The organism is Acidocella sp. (genome assembly GCF_035535915.1).
Taxonomy (GTDB): Bacteria; Pseudomonadota; Alphaproteobacteria; order Acetobacterales; family Acetobacteraceae; genus Acidocella.
In genome coordinates this window covers 1-17,216 of the sequence record NZ_DATLPB010000026.1, presented here as the reverse complement: position 1 = coordinate 17,216, position 17,216 = coordinate 1, and the positions used below count along the sequence as shown (strand labels likewise).

Sequence of the window (17,216 nt, the reverse complement as noted above, 5' to 3'; positions counted from 1 at the left end):
CATCCATGGATGAATGCTCTAGGCTTCATTGCTCTAGTGGTAGGCCGCCAGGGCGGAGATGCGCTCGCGGAACACCCAAATCTGGTAGGCGTTGTACATGACCATCACCGGGAAGAAGCCGCCCATGGCGAGGGTGAAGGTGAACAGCGACACTGACGGGCTGGCACCCGCATAAATCGTCCAGGTGCCGGGCACCATCCACGGATAGACGGTCGACAGGAACGAGATGGACATGATCGCCAGTGCCACCACGAACCAGATCAAGGCCCGCAGATCCTGGTCGCGGTTGGCAGCCATGCGCATCTTCACCGCCGCGACAATCACCGCAAGCAGCACGATCGCCCAGATCCAGAAATGCGGCCCCAGCCATTTACGCGCCGCCCAGGGGAAAATCGCCATGCTGTAAATGACCGTGATCACCGCCGTGGCCAGCGCCAGATAGAAGATCACATTGCTCCATTGCGCCGCCTGGCGGCGGATCGGCTCGCCATGGTGAAACCGGGCGCGGACGAACAGCACGCCGCCAAGCGTCACCGCGATCACCGAAGCAACACCGGTCCAGATGCTGAAAGGTGAGATGAAGCGCAAGGCGCCGCCCACATAAGTCGGCACGGTGCCGGAATCATGCGTGAGCGGGAACCCCTGCAGCACCGCGCCGAGCGCCATGCCGCCGAAGAACGCGACGGTCAGGCTGGAAACCCCGAAGGCATAATCGGAAAAACGCTGCCAGCGCGGCTCGGCGAGATGCCGGAATTCCAGCGCCACGGCGCGGGTGATCATCCCCCACAGCGCCAGGGCCAGGGGCACCATGAGATAGCTGAAAGCCGAGCCGTAGACGAAGGGAAAGGTCGCGAACAACACGCCGCCGGCGACGATCAGCCAGGTTTCGTTAGCGTCCCACGTACCCGCCATCGCCGCCATGATCGCGCCGCGCTCATCCTCATGGCGCACGAACAGCGAGAAGATGCCAGCACCGAGATCGGCTCCGTCCAAGACGACGTAACTCACCACGCTCAACGAGAACGCCATCCACCACGCGAACGTGATGATGCTTTGTATCTGGGTTAAACCGTCCATGATTGCATGTCCTGTTATGGGGCCGGCCGCGGCAGCGCGCCGGCCCGTAATGGTTGGATCTACTTGGCCTTGGCGAAAGCGAGCGCCGCGTGCGGCTCGGCTTGGGCAGGCGCCTGCTGGCGACCGTGCACGACCGGGCTTTCCATGTCCGGCCCCTTGCGGACCGCTTTGGCGAAGAAATACCAGGTGCCGCCCCAGACCATGAGCTCGAAGCCCACATAGCCGATCATCCAGAAGATTTCCTGGGCGGCGCTCATGCGGCTGGTACCCTGCGCGGTGGTCATCATGCCATAGACCACCCAGGGCTGACGGCCGATCTCGCGCGTCCACCAGCCGGTCCAGACCGCGATATAGGGCAGGAAGCCGCAGAAGATGGTGAAGCGCAGGAACCATTTCTGGCTGACGATGTTCTGCACCGCCATCTTCCCGCGCAAAGCGAGCCAGAGCCCCCAGAAAGCGAGCAGCAAAAGCGCCGCGCCGGCGCCGGCCATGATGCGGAACGCATAGAAGGGAATCAGCATCGGCGGCCGATCCTGCGGGGCGAATGAATCCAGCCCCTCGACCTGACCGTTCCAGGTGTGCGTCTCAAGGAGACTCAGAACATGGGGAATGGTAATGGCCCAGGCAGTGCCGTCACCCTTGGCGTTCGGCCAGGCCACGACATGCCAGCCGGTATTGACCGAGCCGTCCGGATTGAACGTATGGTAGTGACCTTCCAGCGCCGCCAGCGCGGCCGGCTGGTTTTTCGCCACGTCCTGTCCGAGACCGTCGCCCAGATAGACCTGCAACGGCGCGATGACGACCAGCGCCAGGATCGACCATTTAAGCCCGCGCTGAAACACCGCCGCGTGGCGCCGCTTCAGCAACTGCCAGGCCGAGACCGCGGCGACGAAGCACAAAGCGAGCTCGATGGTCGCCACTTCCATATGCGGGAAGCCGAGAATCACATCCGGGTTGAAGATGGCCGCACCCCAGTCGGCGACCTGGAAGAAGCCATTCTTGAACACCACGCCGGTGGGTGTCTGCATCCATGAATTCGCCACCAGAATCCACCACGCCGAGAGGGTGGAGGCCACCGCGACGTTCGCGGTGGCAAACAGATGCATCTTCTTGCCGAGCTTGCCCCAGCCAAACACCATCAGCCCGATGAAGCCGGCCTCGTACATGAAGGCCGTGATCGTCTCGTAGCCGAGAATCTGCCCCAAGAAGGGGCCGGCGGCCTGCGAGAAGGGACCATAGAGAATCCCGAAGGCCATCTCCATGGTGATGCCGGTCGCCACACCGGCGCCGAAATTGATGACGAACAATTTTTCGAAAAAGCGGGTCAGGCGGTACCAATGCTCGTCATTGGTGCGGACCCAGCGCCATTCCGAAATGAACAGCAGAACCGACAGACCGATGGTGAGTGGCGGGTACAGGATGTGCATGGTGGTGATCCAGGCAAAATCCAACCGCGACAGCAAAAGAGAAAGCGCATCGTTTTGCATTAGAAGAACTCCAGAATGCCGGCAGCGCCGCCCGAATTGTCCACGCTCGTGACGAGCGACGATGAGGCGGCCTCAAGCCGCCCCATCGTCTCCCGTAAAGCACCTCAGACGGCGCGCCGCGTAATTTTAACCGGCACCGACTTGTATGAAGGCGTGCCGCTGGTCTTGTCGTTATAGGAAAGCGGAATGAGGCAGTTGGCTTCTGGGTAATAAGCCCCGACGGAGCCGCGGGCGATGCTGTAGGCAACGACCGTGAAACCCTCCAGCCGGTGGCCCTCGGAATTTGGCAGGGCCGTCTCGATATCCACGACATCGCCATGCTCGAGCTTGTGTTCCGCGAGGTCGTCCGGGCTCATGAACACCACGTCGCGGCGCCCGAACACGCCCCGGTAGCGGTCGTTATTGCCGTAGATCGTGGTGTTATACTGGTCGTGGCTGCGCAGCGTGGTGAGCCGAAGCACGCCCTGACCGATCCCATCCGGATCCTCGTTCAGCCCCGTATAAACAAGGAACTCGGCCTTGCCCGACGCCGTGTTCCAGACCCGCTCGGCCGACGGCACAGGCAGGCGGAAACCGCCGGGATGACGGATGCGCTTGTTATAATCCTTGAAGATCGGGAACACGGCCTCGATCTTGTCGCGGATGCGGTCGTAATCGGCGATCAGATGCAGCCAGTCGACCTTGCTGTTCGGCAGCGTCGCCAGCGCGATGTTCGCCACGATTGCCGGCTCGGCGCGCAGATTCGCGGAAACCGGGGCCAGCTTGCCGCGCGAGGCGTGCACCATCGACATGGAATCTTCCACCGTGACCGCCTGCGGCCCTGAGGCCTGGACGTCTTCCTCGGTGCGGCCCACGCATGGCAGAATGATGGTTTCCTGAGCCAGCAGCAGGGCCGAGCGGTTCAGCTTGGTGAGGATCTGCACGTTGAGGTCCAGCGACCGCAGGGCTCGCGCACACGCTTCCGGGTCCGGCATGGCCACGGCCAGATTGCCGCCCAGGCAGATCAGCGCCTTGGACCGCCCCTCGACCATCGCGTGGAACGCCTCCACCGCGTCGTGACCGTGCTCCCGCGGCGGCTTGAAGCCGAAGGTCCGCTCGATGCCGTCCAGCAACGCGTCGTTCGGCTTCTCCCAGATGCCGACCGTGCGATCGCCCTGCACGTTGGAATGGCCGCGCAGCGGGCAGATGCCGGCGCCCGGCTTGAAGTTGCCGCGCAACAGCAGCAGGTTCGCCAGCTGCTGCACCGCCCCGGTGCCCTTGGCGTGCTGCGTCACACCCATGCCGTAGGTGATGATGGTCGCGTTGGATTTCGCATAGGCGGCGGCGACCGCCTCGAGGTCGGCGCGGGCCAGACCGCTGGCGCGCTCGATATCGCCCCATTCGCTCGCCTTCAGGTCGGCAATCAGCGCCTCGACGCCGTTGGTATGGGTGCGGATGAACTCATGGTCCAGCACCGTGCCACCGCCGGCCTCGTCCATCGCCACCAGCGCCTTCATGATGCCCTTCATCGCGGCGGCGTCGCCGCCGACCTTCACCTGATAATAGGACGAGGCGATGTTGGTCGAACCGAAACGCGCCATTTCCACGGCGTCCTGCGGATCGGTGAAGCGTTCCAGCGCGCGTTCCTTCAACGGGTTCAGCACGATGATGGGCACCTTGCGGCGCGCCACCTCATGCAGCGTGCCCATCATGCGCGGATGGTTGGTGCCGGGGTTATGCCCGACGGCAATGATCAGCTCGCAATGATCGAAATCGTCCAGCGACACCGAGCCCTTGCCGAGGCCGACCGATTTCGGCAGGCCGGCGCTGGTGGCCTCGTGGCACATGTTGGAACAATCGGGGAAATTGTTTGTGCCATATTCCCGGACGAAAAGCTGATAGAGGAACGCCGCCTCGTTGGACGCGCGGCCGGAAGTATAGAACTCCGCCATGTTCGGATCGGGCAGGTTGCGCAAGATCTCGCCGATGCTGGCGTAGGCCTGGTCCCAGCTGATCGGCTTAAACGTATCGCTGGCGCGGTCATAGGCGACGGGATCAGTCAGGCGGCCCTGATTCTCCAGCTCATAATCCGTCCATTTCAGCAGCGACGTCACCGTATGGGCGGCAAAGAATTCCGGCGTCACCCGCTTCTTGGTGGCTTCCCAGGTCACTGCCTTGGCGCCGTTCTCGCAGAATTGGAAGGTCGATGTATGCTCCTTGTCCGGCCAGGCGCAGCCGGGGCAATCGAAACCGTCCGGCTTGTTGGTCCGCATGAGAAGCTGCGGCGCCTCCAACACGTCCATCTGTTCACGCACCGCTTTCGCCGTGGCGCGCAACGCGCCCCAGCCGCCGGCAGCATGGTCGTAGCGCTTAATTCCGGGAACGTCGCGTTGGGACATAAAACCTATCCTTTTCTCAAACTCAGCCTGCAGCGTCGGCGTCTACAGGCGCGAAACTTAATGCAGGCACACGGTGCGTATTCGCACCCAGGAATGTATGGAGTCCTGCACCCGCATATGCTTCCGTTACGCCAAGCGGGCCGGTGTATTGCCTGCTGGCGCACCACGCCGCGCTAGCAGGCAATACACCGCGGAACAGCATCGGCGCCGCAACCAGGCGTTGCAGTCCTACAGTAAGCGTTTCAAACGGCGCAATGTCTTCCACTGGCGGGCATGCCTACTTGAAATAAGCCTATATATGCTTTATGTATGGATCGATAGACTATAACAAAGCATATAAATTACATATAAAGCCGAATCAGGTGCGAGGACAATGGCCAACGACCCCGATGCGCGTGCATGGATACCAGCCATCCGAAAAACGGGTAGGCCCGTTTACCTTTCGATTGTGGAGGCCCTTGCCGCCGACATTTCGTCCGGGGCGTTGCGCGTCGGCAGCCGCCTGCCGACTCAACGCCGCCTGGCCAGCACGCTGGGGATCGATTTCACCACGGTGACCCGCGCCTACACCGAGGCGCAGCGCCGCGGCCTGGTCGAGGGCCGCGTCGGTCTCGGGACCTACATCAAGGCGCAACCGGCGCCGACAACCACTGCCCCAGCGACAGGCGCGATCGATCTGAGCACGAACTGGCCCCCGCATTTTCGGGACCAGAAGCTCGTGGCGCGAATCTGGCAGGGGATCACCGGCCTGGAGACCGCCGGCGGGCTCGATTTGCTCCTGAACTACCAGGAAACCGGCGGTACCGCGTCCGACCGGGCGGCCGGCGCGCATTGGCTTTCCCGCCCGTTCCCGTCGCTCTCGCCGGAGCGCGTCGTGGTCTGCCCGGGCGCGCAAAGCGCGCTGTTCGCGATTGCCGGGCAGCTCGCCGGCCCGGGAGATGCGATCTGCGCCGGGGCCATGACCTATCCGGGCTTCCGCTCTCTGGCCGCGCATCAAGGATGGCGGCTGGTGCCGGTCACCATGGACGATGAGGGGTTGATCCCCGAGGCCTTCGCCGAGGCCTGCCTGCGGCATCAGCCCAAGGCGCTTTATTCGACGCCGACGCTCCATAATCCGACGACGGCGACCATGCCCGCGTACCGCCGGGAAATGATCGCCGCGATCGCCCGCGCCCATAATGTGCCGATCATCGAAGACGATGCTTACGGCAAGCTACCTTCGCAGCCGCCACCGCCGCCCCTCGCCGCTTTCGCGCCGGAGCTCACCTATTATGTGTCCACGCTGGCCAAGTGCCTCTCACCGGCGCTCCGTGTGGCCTATGTGGTGGCACCCGACAGCCGCGCCGCCACCCGCCTGGCCGGGGCCTTGCGGGCGACAATGTCCATGACCTCGCCGTTGAGCGCGGCGATCGCGACAAGATGGATCCAGGATGGCACCGCCGACGCCGTGCTCGCCGCGATCCGCGCGGAAATGAACCAGCGGCAGGACATCGCCCGGACCATCCTCCCCCCGGACCTGATCCGGGCCCATCCGGAGGGCTTGCATTTATGGCTGCGCCTGCCGCCCCCCTGGACACGCGGGGCGTTCATGACCCAGCTTCAAGCCGGCGGCATCAGCGTTACCGGCAGCGATGTCTTTACGTTAGAAACGCCGCCCGAAGCCGTGCGCCTCAGCCTGGGGCGAACGAATTCACTGGCGGAATTACGCCGCGGCCTGGAAATGATCGCCAATCTGCTCACCGAACAGCCGGCGATTTCGGCGACGATGGTGTAGGCGAAGCAAGGAAGCGCTACTTTTTGTGAACAAAAAGTAGCAAAAGAACTTTATTTACTCTGGGCCATGGGCGTTGGCGCCGACACAGCCCATGGCCCAGAGTAACAAAAATTTTTGCGCCGCTTTTTTTAAAAAGCGGCAACTTCCTTTCTATTTCACGCTGATCTCAGCAGGGCAATGGGGAAATCGGCAAACAGCGTCTTCGCTTCGATCCTCGCTCCGGTAACGTGACGCTCCCCGAAGACATCGACCCATAACGCGCCGGGCAATGTGAGCGCGGTGTCGCCCCAATCTGCTGCCGGCAGTAAGGGGGCGTCACCCAGAAATCTCGCGGCGAGGCGCGTTACGGCGACGACGATTTGTTTTTTGTTCTCGCTGCGACTGAAAGCGAGAATGTGCGGAGCCATCGCGCCTTCGGCTTCCAGTTTTATATAATTACCTTTGGCGAATAAAGCCGGCCATTCTTGGCGCAACGCCAAGGTGCGGGCGATCACCGCCTGTTTCACCGCGCCGCTCGCCCAGCTTTCCAGCAGCGCCGCGGGACGGAGGCCTTGCCGCAGCGCCTGTTGGCGGACGGCAAAATCCACAGGCCGGCGATTGTCCGGATCGACCAAACTCTGGTCCCAGAATTCCGTGCCCTGGTAGAGATCCGGCACGCCGGGCGCGGTCAGGCGCAGCAGCGTTTGCGCCAGGCCGTTCAGCGCGCCGGCAGGCCCCAGCCTTTCCGCGAACGCGATGATTTCACCCAACACCGGACGCGACGGATCGAGCGTGGCGCTGAGGAAATTCCTGGCCGCGGTCTCGTATTCCTCGTTCGGCGCCGCCCATTCCGAGACCAGTTTCGCCTCGCGCACGGATTTTTCGAGCCAGCCCGCGACGCGCCGGGTGAAGGAATCAAGCCCCGCCTGATCCTGTGCAACGAGGCCCAGCGGCCAAGCGGCGACCAGCGTTTGGTACAGCATCAGTTCATCCGCCGGGCTTGGCCCGACCTCCTGGCGGATAATGGCATTGAGCCGCATCCAGCGTGTGATTGCGGTTTCCCACGCGTCGGGAATTTCCGACAGCACGGCGAGGCGCGCGCGCGTGTCTTCCCCGCGTTTATGGTCATGGGTGGCTGTGGCCAGCAGCGCGCCGGGAAATTTTTTGGCGCGGTCCAGCATGGCGGCGTGGAAACCGACGGGGCTGAGCGCGAACTGGCCGGGATTCGACCCGACCTCGTTGCGCGAAAGCAGCCGGCCAAAGCGGTAGAAGGCGGTATCCTCCACCGATTTCGCGGCGACCGGCGCGGAAAGCTGCTGAAAGCGGACGGCCGTGCGCAGCCGCTCCGCGCGGCGCGGGCCGGGCGGCAGCAAGCGGGGCGCCTCCTCCACCAGCCAACGGCGCAGCAGATCGAGAATTCTCACATCGGCCGCACGGAAATGTCTCCGCGCCCCGGCCAAAGCCCGGTCCATCACCTGAATGTCGGCCTCGCTGGCCCCGGTCCGCCCGGCATAAATGCGATAGACGGGAAAATGCGCGAGAATTTCCGTCAGGCCGCGGCGGATGGAAGTGAGCGTGTAGTCGCGGGTCGCGAGATCGCGCCGGGCGATGCGGTGCAGGGCGGCGGATGTGGCGAGCAATTCGCTCGCCAAAGTGTCGCGCAGAATTTGCCGCCGCGCCGCCTCTTCTTCCTGCGCGAAATCCGCCGTACGGCCGGTGATATTGGTCCAGAGCGCAGAGAGCAGGGCTTCGCCCGCCGGATCGTGTAGCACGGCGGAAACCTGATCCATGAAACGATAACCGGTGGTACCATCGGTCCGCCAATCGGGATCGAGCCGCTCGCGGCCATTCAGAATCTTTTCCACCACGATGTAAGGCGGCCCCTTCGCCGCCTCGGGCGGACGTTTTTGGCCGGCGCTCTCCATCGCGCGGCGCAGCTTTCTGGCATAGCCGCGCGGGTCCGCCAGGCCGTCAATATGGTCGATGCGCACACCGTCGATCAGCCCGTCTTCATAGAGGCGAAGCAGAAATTTATGGGTCGCGTCGAACACGCGCGGCTGTTCCACGCGGATGCCTGCCAGGCTGTTGATGTCGAAAAAGCGCCGCCAATTGATCTCATCCGCCGCGGCGCGCCACCAGGCGAGGCGGTAATGCTGGCGCTGCAGCAATTCATGCAAGCGGCGGCGTCCGTCTGTTTGTGCCGGATCGAACCGCGCGAGCGATTTTCGCAGCGTCTCCTCTCCTGCCGGGGTTTTGGCGAACGAAGCCAGCATCGCCTTAGCCTCGGCCGCGGTCTGGTATGCAAGATTGCGGCCGGGCCACCGCGCCGCTTTGGCAAATGCATGGGAAATATCGTCGCAGGCGGGTTCACCATGCAGCACCAAGGCAGCGCTCTGCGCGGAAATCGGGAAATGATGTTCGTGATATTCAACATAAAGCCCGCCCGCCTCACCGCATTTCAACTGGAGCGCACCAGATTCCAGAACCTCGCCATAGGCCGCGCCCAGGAAGGGGGCGAGCAGCTTATGGGTCAGCGAGGCGTCGGGCGGGGTCCAGTCAATATCGAAAAATTCCGCATAGCGGCTCGCATGTCCCCATTCCAGAACGTCCAGCCACCAGGAATTGTCAGCGCCGCCGACGCCCATATGGTTGGGCACGATGTCCAACAGCAGCCCCATATTCTGCGCGCGCAACGCCGTCACCAGCCGCCGCAACGCATCGATGCCGCCAAGTTCCGGATTGATCTGGCTATGGTCGACAATGTCGTAGCAATGCGTCGAGCCCAGACGGGCTTTCAGCAACGGCGAGGCGTAAAGATGCGAGATGCCGAGCGCCGCCAGATACGGCACGATCGGCACCGCATCATCGAGCGTGAAGCCCGCGAAAAACTGCAGCCGGGCCGTCGCCCTGGGCATGGTGGAAAGACTCATTTTTTGTCGTTGGTTTCTGCGCGCCACAGGCTGGTGGTGGGGCCGTGCAGCATGCCGTCCACCAGGCCCGGCCCGTAGAGCAATTCCCCGTCCATCGGTTTACAGGGCACAGGCGCGGTGGCGAAATTGGTCGCCACGGTGAGCAGGCTTCCGTCATTCATGCGCCAGGAGGCACGCACCGCATGGGTTGAAAGCGCGCTGGCGCCGGCCGACACGCAGCCCGGCATCAATGGCATGATGACGCGCCGCCGCAGGTCCAGACAGTTTGTGTAAAGCGCGGTCCAGTCATTCTCCGTGACCTGCGGGATCGACGCCTGAAAGGTCGAAGCCGCATTCGGATCAGGGATTTTTTCACGCGTCGATTTGTCCCTGAAGGCCGAGAAACGGGAAAACTCCTTGCGCCGCCCCGCCGTCACCTGCCGGCCGAGTTCCTCATGATGATCGGTAAAATAGAGAAACGGCCGGCTCTCGCCGAATTCCTCGCCCATGAAAATCAGCGGGATCTGCGGCGTGAGCAGCAGCAAAGCAATGGTAGCGTGCAGCGCTTCAGGATGCGCCAGGCTGCGGAGCCGCTCCCCGAACGCGCGGTTGCCGACCTGGTCGTGATTCTGCAGGCAAATGACAAAAGAGCTGGGCGGCAGATGGGCGCTGGGATGGCCACGCGGCTCGCCGCCGTGATGCGGCGCCGGATCACCCTGGTAAGCGAATCCCTCTGCCAGGCAGCGCGCCATCTGCTGCGCCGGAGACTGAAAATCAGCGTAATAGCCTTCCGCCTCGCGCGTCAGCAGCACATGCGCGCAATGATGCCAGTCATCAGCCCATTGCGCGTCGAATTTTTTCTCTCCCACCGCCGCGTGCAGCAGATCCGCGTCGTTTTCCTCGTTCTCCAGGATCAGGTGAATCTGCCGGTCAGGCAGCGCGTCGCGGATTTTCCTGGCCATTTCCAGCAGGAAAGATTTGTCTTCGATGGCGTGTACGGCATCGAAGCGCAGCCCGTCGAAACGATAATCGCGCAGCCAGTATAGCGCGTTGCCGATGAAGAAATCCCGCACCTCGGGGTGACGGAAATCGATCGCGTTGCCCCATGGCGTGTGCCGGTCGGCACGAAAGAAGGACGGCGCATAGACGCCGAGATAATTGCCGTCCGGACCGAAATGGTTGTGCACGACATCGAGAAACATCTGCAGTCCGAGCCCGTGCGCCGTGTCGATCAACCGTTTGAGAGCCTGCGGGCTGCCATAAGAGGCATCCGGCGCGTAAGGCAGAACGCCGTCATAGCCCCAATTATGCCGCCCGGGAAAATCCGCGATCGGCATCAGCTCGATCGCGGTGAAGCCGATGGCGGCCAGGCGCGGCAATTGCGCGGCCACGCCGTCGAACCCGCCATAGGCCCCCACATGCAGCTCGTAGATCACGGTGTCCGCCCAGGGCAAGCCGCGCCAATCCGCATGCTGCCAAGGAAAATCGGGGTCTACGACCAGGCTCGGCCCGTGCACGTCATCCTCCTGCGCGCGGGAGGCAGGATCGGGCACCAGGGTCTCGCCATCGATCCGGTAGCGATAGGCAGTGCCGATGGGCACGGCGAGCCGGGCATGGTACATGCCGTCTTTATCGCGCCGCATCTCCGTCGCCACACCGTCGACCACCAATTCGACACGCCGCGCCTGCGGCGCCCAGAGCGAGAACTCGACGTCGCCCGAGGCGGTGACGAGGGCACCGAACTGCCGCGTCATTTGCTGTCGACCGTCGCGGCCAGCAGCACCACCGCATGCGCCGGCACGTGCACCGCCCCGGTGAGCAAGACCATCTTTTCCCGGTCGGGATCAGCACTGTCCAAAACCACCTCCCATGGCAGGTCCTGGTTAGGCACGGCGAAATCGCGTGCCTGATCCGAGGCGTTCAATAACAGCAAGGTGAGGTCGACGGTGCCATCGGTCAATACGGCACGGCGCAAACTGAGCATTTGCGCCGCGGCATCGGCCCAGGCGTCCAGACTCAGCGCCTCGCCGGTCTCGTCGAACCAGGCGGCGTCCTCGATCCCCGGCAAAACTTCCACAGTGCTGTGCAAAAAAATTTCGCTGCGCAGGCTTGGACGCGCGGCGCGCAAGGCGGTCAGGCGTTGTGTGAATTGCAGCAATTGCCGCGCCGCGGTCGGCCCGGCATCAACCAGGCCGTGCCAATCGAACCAGGAGATTTCGTTGTCCTGGCAATAGGCGTTGTTATTGCCCTGTTGCGTGCGGCCGAACTCGTCGCCGCCCAGCAGCATCGGCGTGCCGTGCGCGAAAAACACGGTGGCGAGGATCGCCCGCTGCACCTGCCCGCGCAATTCGAGAATGGCGGGATCCTCCGTCGGCCCTTCCGCGCCGTAATTGGCGGAATAGTTTTCCTTCTGGCCATCCATGTTGTCCTCGCCATTGGCGAGGTTATGGCGCTCATTGTACGAGACCAGATCCTCCAGGGTAAACCCGTCATGAGACGTCGCATAATTGATGCTGGCCCAGGGTTTGCGGCGGAATTTGTCGAAAATATCGCCCGAGCCCATCAAGCGCGCCGCAAGCTCGGGACGCTGCCCAGGATCACCGCGCCAGAAGCGCCGCACCGTGTCACGGAACCGGTCGTTCCATTCGGCGAAGCCCGGCGGATGGCTGCCGAGCTGATAGCCCCCCGGGCCGATATCCCAAGGCTCGGCGATCAGCTTCAGCGGCGCAAGCTGCGGATCCTGGCGAATCGCGTCGAAGAAACCGCTGCAAGAATCGAAACCATGCGCCTCGCGGCCCAGCGTTGTGCAGAGATCGAAGCGGAAGCCGTCGATATGATAGGCTTGCGCCCAATGGCGCAGACTGTCCATCACCATCTGCAGCACGCGCGGATGAGACAGGTTCAGCGTGTTGCCGGTGCCGGTATCGTTGATCAGCCGGCGCGGATCGTCGTCAACCGGCCGATAATAGGAACGATTGTCAATGCCGCGCCAGGACAAAGTGGGGCCCATCTCACTGCCTTCGCAGGTATGGTTATACACCACGTCGAGAATCACCTCGATGCCGGCGGCATGCAGGCGGCGCACGGCCTGGCGGAGTTCCTGCAACGCACCGCCATTGGCGGCGAAATAATGCGGCTCGGGCGCGAAATAGGCGAGCGTGGAATAGCCCCAGTAATTACGAAGCTTTTTTGCGGTCAGGAAGCGGTCTTGCGCAAACGCCTGGATCGGCAGCAATTCGATGGCGGTAACACCCAGCCGGTGCAGATGGTCGACGATCCACGGATCGCCCAGGGCGGCGAAACTGCCGCGCTCGTGCGCCGGGATGGCGGGATGGCGCATGGTGAGTCCCTTCACATGGGCTTCGTAAATCACCGTTTTAGCCCATGGATTGTCTGGCGGCGTATCGCCGCCCCACGCAAAATGGTCGTCCACTACCACGGCTTTCGGCATGGCGGCCGCGGAATCGCGGCGGTCGAACGAGAGATCCTGGCGCGGCGAGCCGACACGGTAGCCGAACAGCGCGTCCGACCAGTGCAGGCGGCCGACGAGTTTTTTCGCATAAGGGTCAAGCAGCAGCTTGTTGGGGTTGAAGCGATGCCCGGCCTCCGGCTGGTACGGCCCGCGCACGCGATACCCGTAAACCTGGCCGGGCCCGGCCTGCGGCAAATAACCATGGAAAATTTCATCGGTGCAGCTCGGCATTTCCAACTGGGCGATCTCGTGACGCCCGGCCGTGTCGAACAGGCAGAGATCGACACGCTGCGCATGGGCCGAGAAGATGGCGAAATTGACGCCCAACCCGTCCCAATGCGCACCCATCGGATAAGGTTTTCCGGGCAGAAGTTTCGCGGGCGGCGCCATGGATCAGGCCGGCCGCAAAATGATGCCGGCAAGCGGCGGCAAGGTCAGGCACAGCGAGCCGGGCCGGCCGTGGCTTGGCTCGGGCTCGGTGCGCCGTATTCCGGCATTGCCGACACCGGAGCCGCCGAAACCAATGGCGTCGGAATTAAAAACCTCTCTCCATGCAACGGAGTCAGGCACGCCGATGCGGTAATTTTCCCGCACCACCGGCGTGAAGTTGCAAACGACCAACAATGGCGGGCCTTGTTCGGCAAAACGAGCATAAGCGAAAACGCATTGGTCGCGGTCATCGCCAACCAGCCATTGGAAGCCAAGGGGCGTGAAATCGCGCTCATACAAAGCCGGTTCCGCCTTCAGCAGCGCGTTCAACTGCCGCACCAGCCCCTGCACGCCCCGATGCGTCTCATATTGCAGCAGGTGCCAGGGAATTTCCGCCTGGTGGTTCCATTCGCTTGGCTGGCCGAATTCCGACCCCATGAACAGCAGCTTCTTGCCCGGATGCGTCCACATGAAGGTGAGATAGGCGCGCAAATTGGCGAAACGCTGCCACTCATCTCCCGGCATGCGGCCAAGCAGTGAACCTTTGCCGTGCACCAGCTCGTCATGCGAAATCGGCAGCACGAATTTTTCCGAAAAGGCGTAGACGAGGCCGAACGTCATCTCGTCATGATGATAACGCCGGTAGAGCGGATCCTGCTGAATATATTGCAACGTGTCGTGCATCCAGCCCATGTTCCATTTATGCGTGAAGCCCAGCCCGCCCTTCGCTGCACTTTGCGTCACGCCCGGCCAGGCGGTGGATTCCTCGGCGATCAACAACGCACCGGGCCGGCGCGTCGCGATGATCTCCGAAAGTTCCTGCAAAAAACTGATCGCTTCGAGATTCTCACGGCCCCCATACCGATTCGGCACCCATTCGCCGGATGAACGCGAATAATCGCGGTACAGCATCGACGCGACGGCATCGACGCGCAGCCCGTCCACGCTGTATTGCTCAAGCCAGAACAAGGCGCTGGCAATGAGGAATTCCCGCACCTCGGTCCGGCCGAAATTATAGATCAGGCTGTTCCAATCAGGGTGTCGCCCCTCGCGCGGGTCCTGATGCTCATAAAGATGCGTGCCGTCGAATTGCGCCAGGCCGTGCGGGTCATCCGGGAAATGCCCCGGCACCCAGTCGAGGATCACGCCGAGGCCGGCTGCATGGCAGGCGCCGACAAAGGCCGCGAAATCCTCCGGCTTGCCCAACGCCGGCAGCGGCGCGAACTGGCTGAGCGGCTGGTAGCCCCAGGAACCGCCGAACGGGTGGTTCATCACCGGCAGCAGTTCGATATGGGTGAAGCCGAGATCCGCCGCGTAAGGAACCAGCCGGTCAGCCAGTTCCGCCCAATCATAAGACTGGCCGCCGACATGGCGCATCCAGGACGGCGCATGCACCTCGTAAATCAACAGCGGCTTGTCCGGCTCGGGCGCGGCGCGGCGCGGCGGCGGCGCAAAGGCGGCTGCGACGATCGAGGCCGTGGCCGATGGCACTTCCGCCTGCCGCGCGAGCGGATCGGCCTTTTGCGGCAGCACCCCGTTGGGCCCGAGAATTTCGTATTTATAGGCCACGCCCACGCCCAGGCCGGGGAGAAAAATCTCCCACAACCCGGCATCACGCCGGCGCATCGGGTGGCGGCGCCCATCCCAGTTGTTGAAATCTCCCACCACCGAAACCCGCCTGGCATTCGGTGCCCAGACAGCGAAGCGCACGCCGGGCACATCCCCGAGGCGCATCGGCACCGCGCCAAGCCAGCCGGCAAGATCGTAATGCCGGCCTGAAGCAAACCGGCTTATGTCTTCATCTGCCAGCAGCAGCGGGAAGCGATACGGGTCTTCCGTGATCTGGATCACGCCGTCCCAGTCGATGCGCAGCCGGTAGGGTTGCGGCGGGTTAAGGTGCGCCGCGAAAATCGCGTCGGCATGAACCAGGTCGGCGGCGGCCAGCACATTGTCTCTCGCGTCCAGCAGCGAAACGGCCGTGGCGCCTGGTGCCAGCACAAGCACACACTCCCCATGCGGCCCGAGCACGGCAAACGGGTCGCCATGAGCGCCTTGCAGCAGCGCCTCGAAATCGCCTGTCAGATCACGCATCCTGCAAAACCCGGGGCGTGATGTGCAACAACCGTGCAATGATGACGGCGAAGCCGCGCAGTGGAATCCAAAGCCAGTCCGGGCGGTTGGCGGCCTCGTAACAGAGTTCGTAAGCGACTTTTTCCAGCAGGAAGAGGTCCCGCAAAGCCGCCTCGGCCGCGTCATCCTCCACCCAGCGCGGCGCCGCTTGCTGCGCCACGGCGCGATAGGACGCGAGAAATTGTTCCGACATATCTGCGACGAACCGCGCGAGCGGTGCATCGGTATCGGCCAGCACCGAGGGCGGTTGTGCCTGCGCGGCCACCGAAGCCGCGTAATCGAAGGAGCGCAGCAGTCCGGCGACATCGCGCAGCGGCGAGGCTTTGGCACGGCGTATCTCCAGTTTCTTCGCCGGCTCACCTTCGAAATCGATGATGTACACATCACCGGTGGAGACCAGCACCTGGCCGAGATGAAAATCGCCATGGATGCGCGTCCGCAGCGTGCCTTTGCCGGCGGCGGCAAAGGACGGGATCAGGTCGAGCAGGTCGTGCCGGTTGTCCAGGATGAAGGAAGCATTCTGCGCCGCTTCCTGGCTGGAGAAACTCTTGATTTTTTGCAGCGCGTCGAAGGCGCGCGAGAGCTGTGCCGCCGCGTCCTCGCCCCAGGCGGCGGCGTCCTCATCGTCCGCGCGCTCCGGCGCGAAGGCCGGGTCCGCGTTGGGCCGGGCGAACACCGCATGCAGGTCCGCCAAACGCGTGCCGACCGAGCGGGCGAAGCTCGCGTACCCGGAAAGCTGGTCCGCCTCGTCATGGATGTCCTTGTTGGCCAGGCCCATCGTCTCGATGAAGCGCGCCAGGTAGTTCTGTGTGTACTGCCAGGCGTCGCCCTGGTTCTGCACGAATTCCTGCGCCACGATCATGCTGTGGCCGGACCCGTCGGCGCGGACCAGCGCCACCTCGCCGAGCAGTTTCGGGCTGTTGGCATAGCCGGCCTCGGTGAGGTGGCGCATCATCTCCACTTCGGGATTGAGGCCGTCCATCACCCGGCGCAGAAGCTTCAGAATGATCTTCTGGCCGACGATGATCGAACTGTTGGATTGTTCGGCGGAGAGGCGACGCACCTCGGGCGCCGCCGGCAGCTCCACATGCGCGAGCAGCGGGCTCGGCCGGCAGATGATCTCGCCGCCCTGCACGTTCACCACCGCGCCGGCGCGCAAGGCGCGGATCACGCCGAGCGGGAAAGCGTCCACGGCGAAAGCGTCGGTGAGATAGCCCATGCGCCGCCCCTGCCGCACCCGTGCCAGCGCCAATTGCTGTGGCAATGCCGAGCTGGTGTCGCCGTCCCAGGAAATGCCCAGCGGCAACAAATAGCATTCACGCCCCGCGCTGAGCTGCACCTCCAGCTCGGTGAGCAATATCTCCAGGCTGCGGCCGGGAATCTTGTCACCGCGCGCCAGCTTGGCGGACACAATCTTCTGGTCCTTGGCGGCAAACCAGCGGCGGCGTTGCAGATAGGCCGGCAGGGCCTCGGTCTCGAGAATCTTCCGCGCCGCCGGCTCCAGCACGTCGCTCAGGCCCGTGCGCAGCACCAGGGTGGCGAGCTCCGGCAGTGGCTCGGAGGGCCGCACATGCCAGGGCG

General features: G+C 63.4%; 9 protein-coding genes. 1 reads left to right on the top strand and 8 read right to left on the bottom strand.

What is annotated here, in order from left to right:
- Nucleotides 1–33 precede the first annotated feature (33 nt).
- The 3 genes from VNC39_RS03605 to VNC39_RS03595 all read right to left on the bottom strand — a co-directional run bounded on the left by VNC39_RS03605 (nucleotide 34) and on the right by VNC39_RS03595 (nucleotide 4,942).
- Nucleotides 34–1,077, bottom strand: a complete 1,044-nt coding sequence (locus VNC39_RS03605) for a cytochrome d ubiquinol oxidase subunit II (protein WP_325396257.1) — start codon at nucleotides 1,075–1,077, stop codon at nucleotides 34–36.
- Between the two features lie 59 nt (nucleotides 1,078–1,136).
- Nucleotides 1,137–2,564, bottom strand: a complete 1,428-nt coding sequence (locus tag VNC39_RS03600; RefSeq protein WP_325396255.1) for a cytochrome ubiquinol oxidase subunit I — start codon at nucleotides 2,562–2,564, stop codon at nucleotides 1,137–1,139.
- 104 nt (nucleotides 2,565–2,668) lie between these two features.
- Entirely contained in the window at nucleotides 2,669–4,942 is a 2,274-nt protein-coding gene (locus VNC39_RS03595; RefSeq protein WP_325396253.1) for an FdhF/YdeP family oxidoreductase, read from the bottom strand.
- A gap of 448 nt (nucleotides 4,943–5,390) precedes the next feature.
- On the opposite strand from VNC39_RS03595, the gene VNC39_RS03590 reads away from it, so the two are divergent.
- The gene (locus VNC39_RS03590; RefSeq protein ID WP_325396251.1) at nucleotides 5,391–6,716 is read left to right on the top strand and encodes a PLP-dependent aminotransferase family protein; all 1,326 of its coding nucleotides are present in this window, start codon (nucleotides 5,391–5,393) and stop codon (nucleotides 6,714–6,716) included.
- A gap of 155 nt (nucleotides 6,717–6,871) precedes the next feature.
- Here the strand turns inward: VNC39_RS03590 and treY are convergent, their stop codons facing one another.
- The 5 genes from treY to VNC39_RS03565 all read right to left on the bottom strand — a co-directional run.
- The gene (gene treY / locus VNC39_RS03585; RefSeq protein ID WP_325396249.1) at nucleotides 6,872–9,610 is read right to left on the bottom strand and encodes a malto-oligosyltrehalose synthase; all 2,739 of its coding nucleotides are present in this window, start codon (nucleotides 9,608–9,610) and stop codon (nucleotides 6,872–6,874) included.
- Nucleotides 9,611–9,621: 11 nt separating this feature from the next.
- Nucleotides 9,622–11,358, bottom strand: coding sequence for a malto-oligosyltrehalose trehalohydrolase (gene treZ, locus VNC39_RS03580; protein WP_325396247.1), 1,737 nt, complete (start codon nucleotides 11,356–11,358; stop codon nucleotides 9,622–9,624).
- Nucleotides 11,355–13,466: a glycogen debranching protein GlgX gene (glgX, locus tag VNC39_RS03575; protein ID WP_325396245.1), complete on the bottom strand. Its 2,112-nt coding sequence runs from the start codon at nucleotides 13,464–13,466 to the stop codon at nucleotides 11,355–11,357. Before glgX ends, treZ begins: the two co-directional genes overlap by 4 nt.
- A gap of 3 nt (nucleotides 13,467–13,469) precedes the next feature.
- Nucleotides 13,470–15,596, bottom strand: coding sequence for a 1,4-alpha-glucan branching protein GlgB (gene glgB / locus VNC39_RS03570; protein ID WP_325396243.1), 2,127 nt, complete (start codon nucleotides 15,594–15,596; stop codon nucleotides 13,470–13,472).
- The coding region (locus VNC39_RS03565; RefSeq protein WP_325396241.1) for a putative maltokinase at nucleotides 15,589–17,216 on the bottom strand (1,628 nt) is incomplete at its 5' end. The genes glgB and VNC39_RS03565, both read right to left, overlap by 8 nt.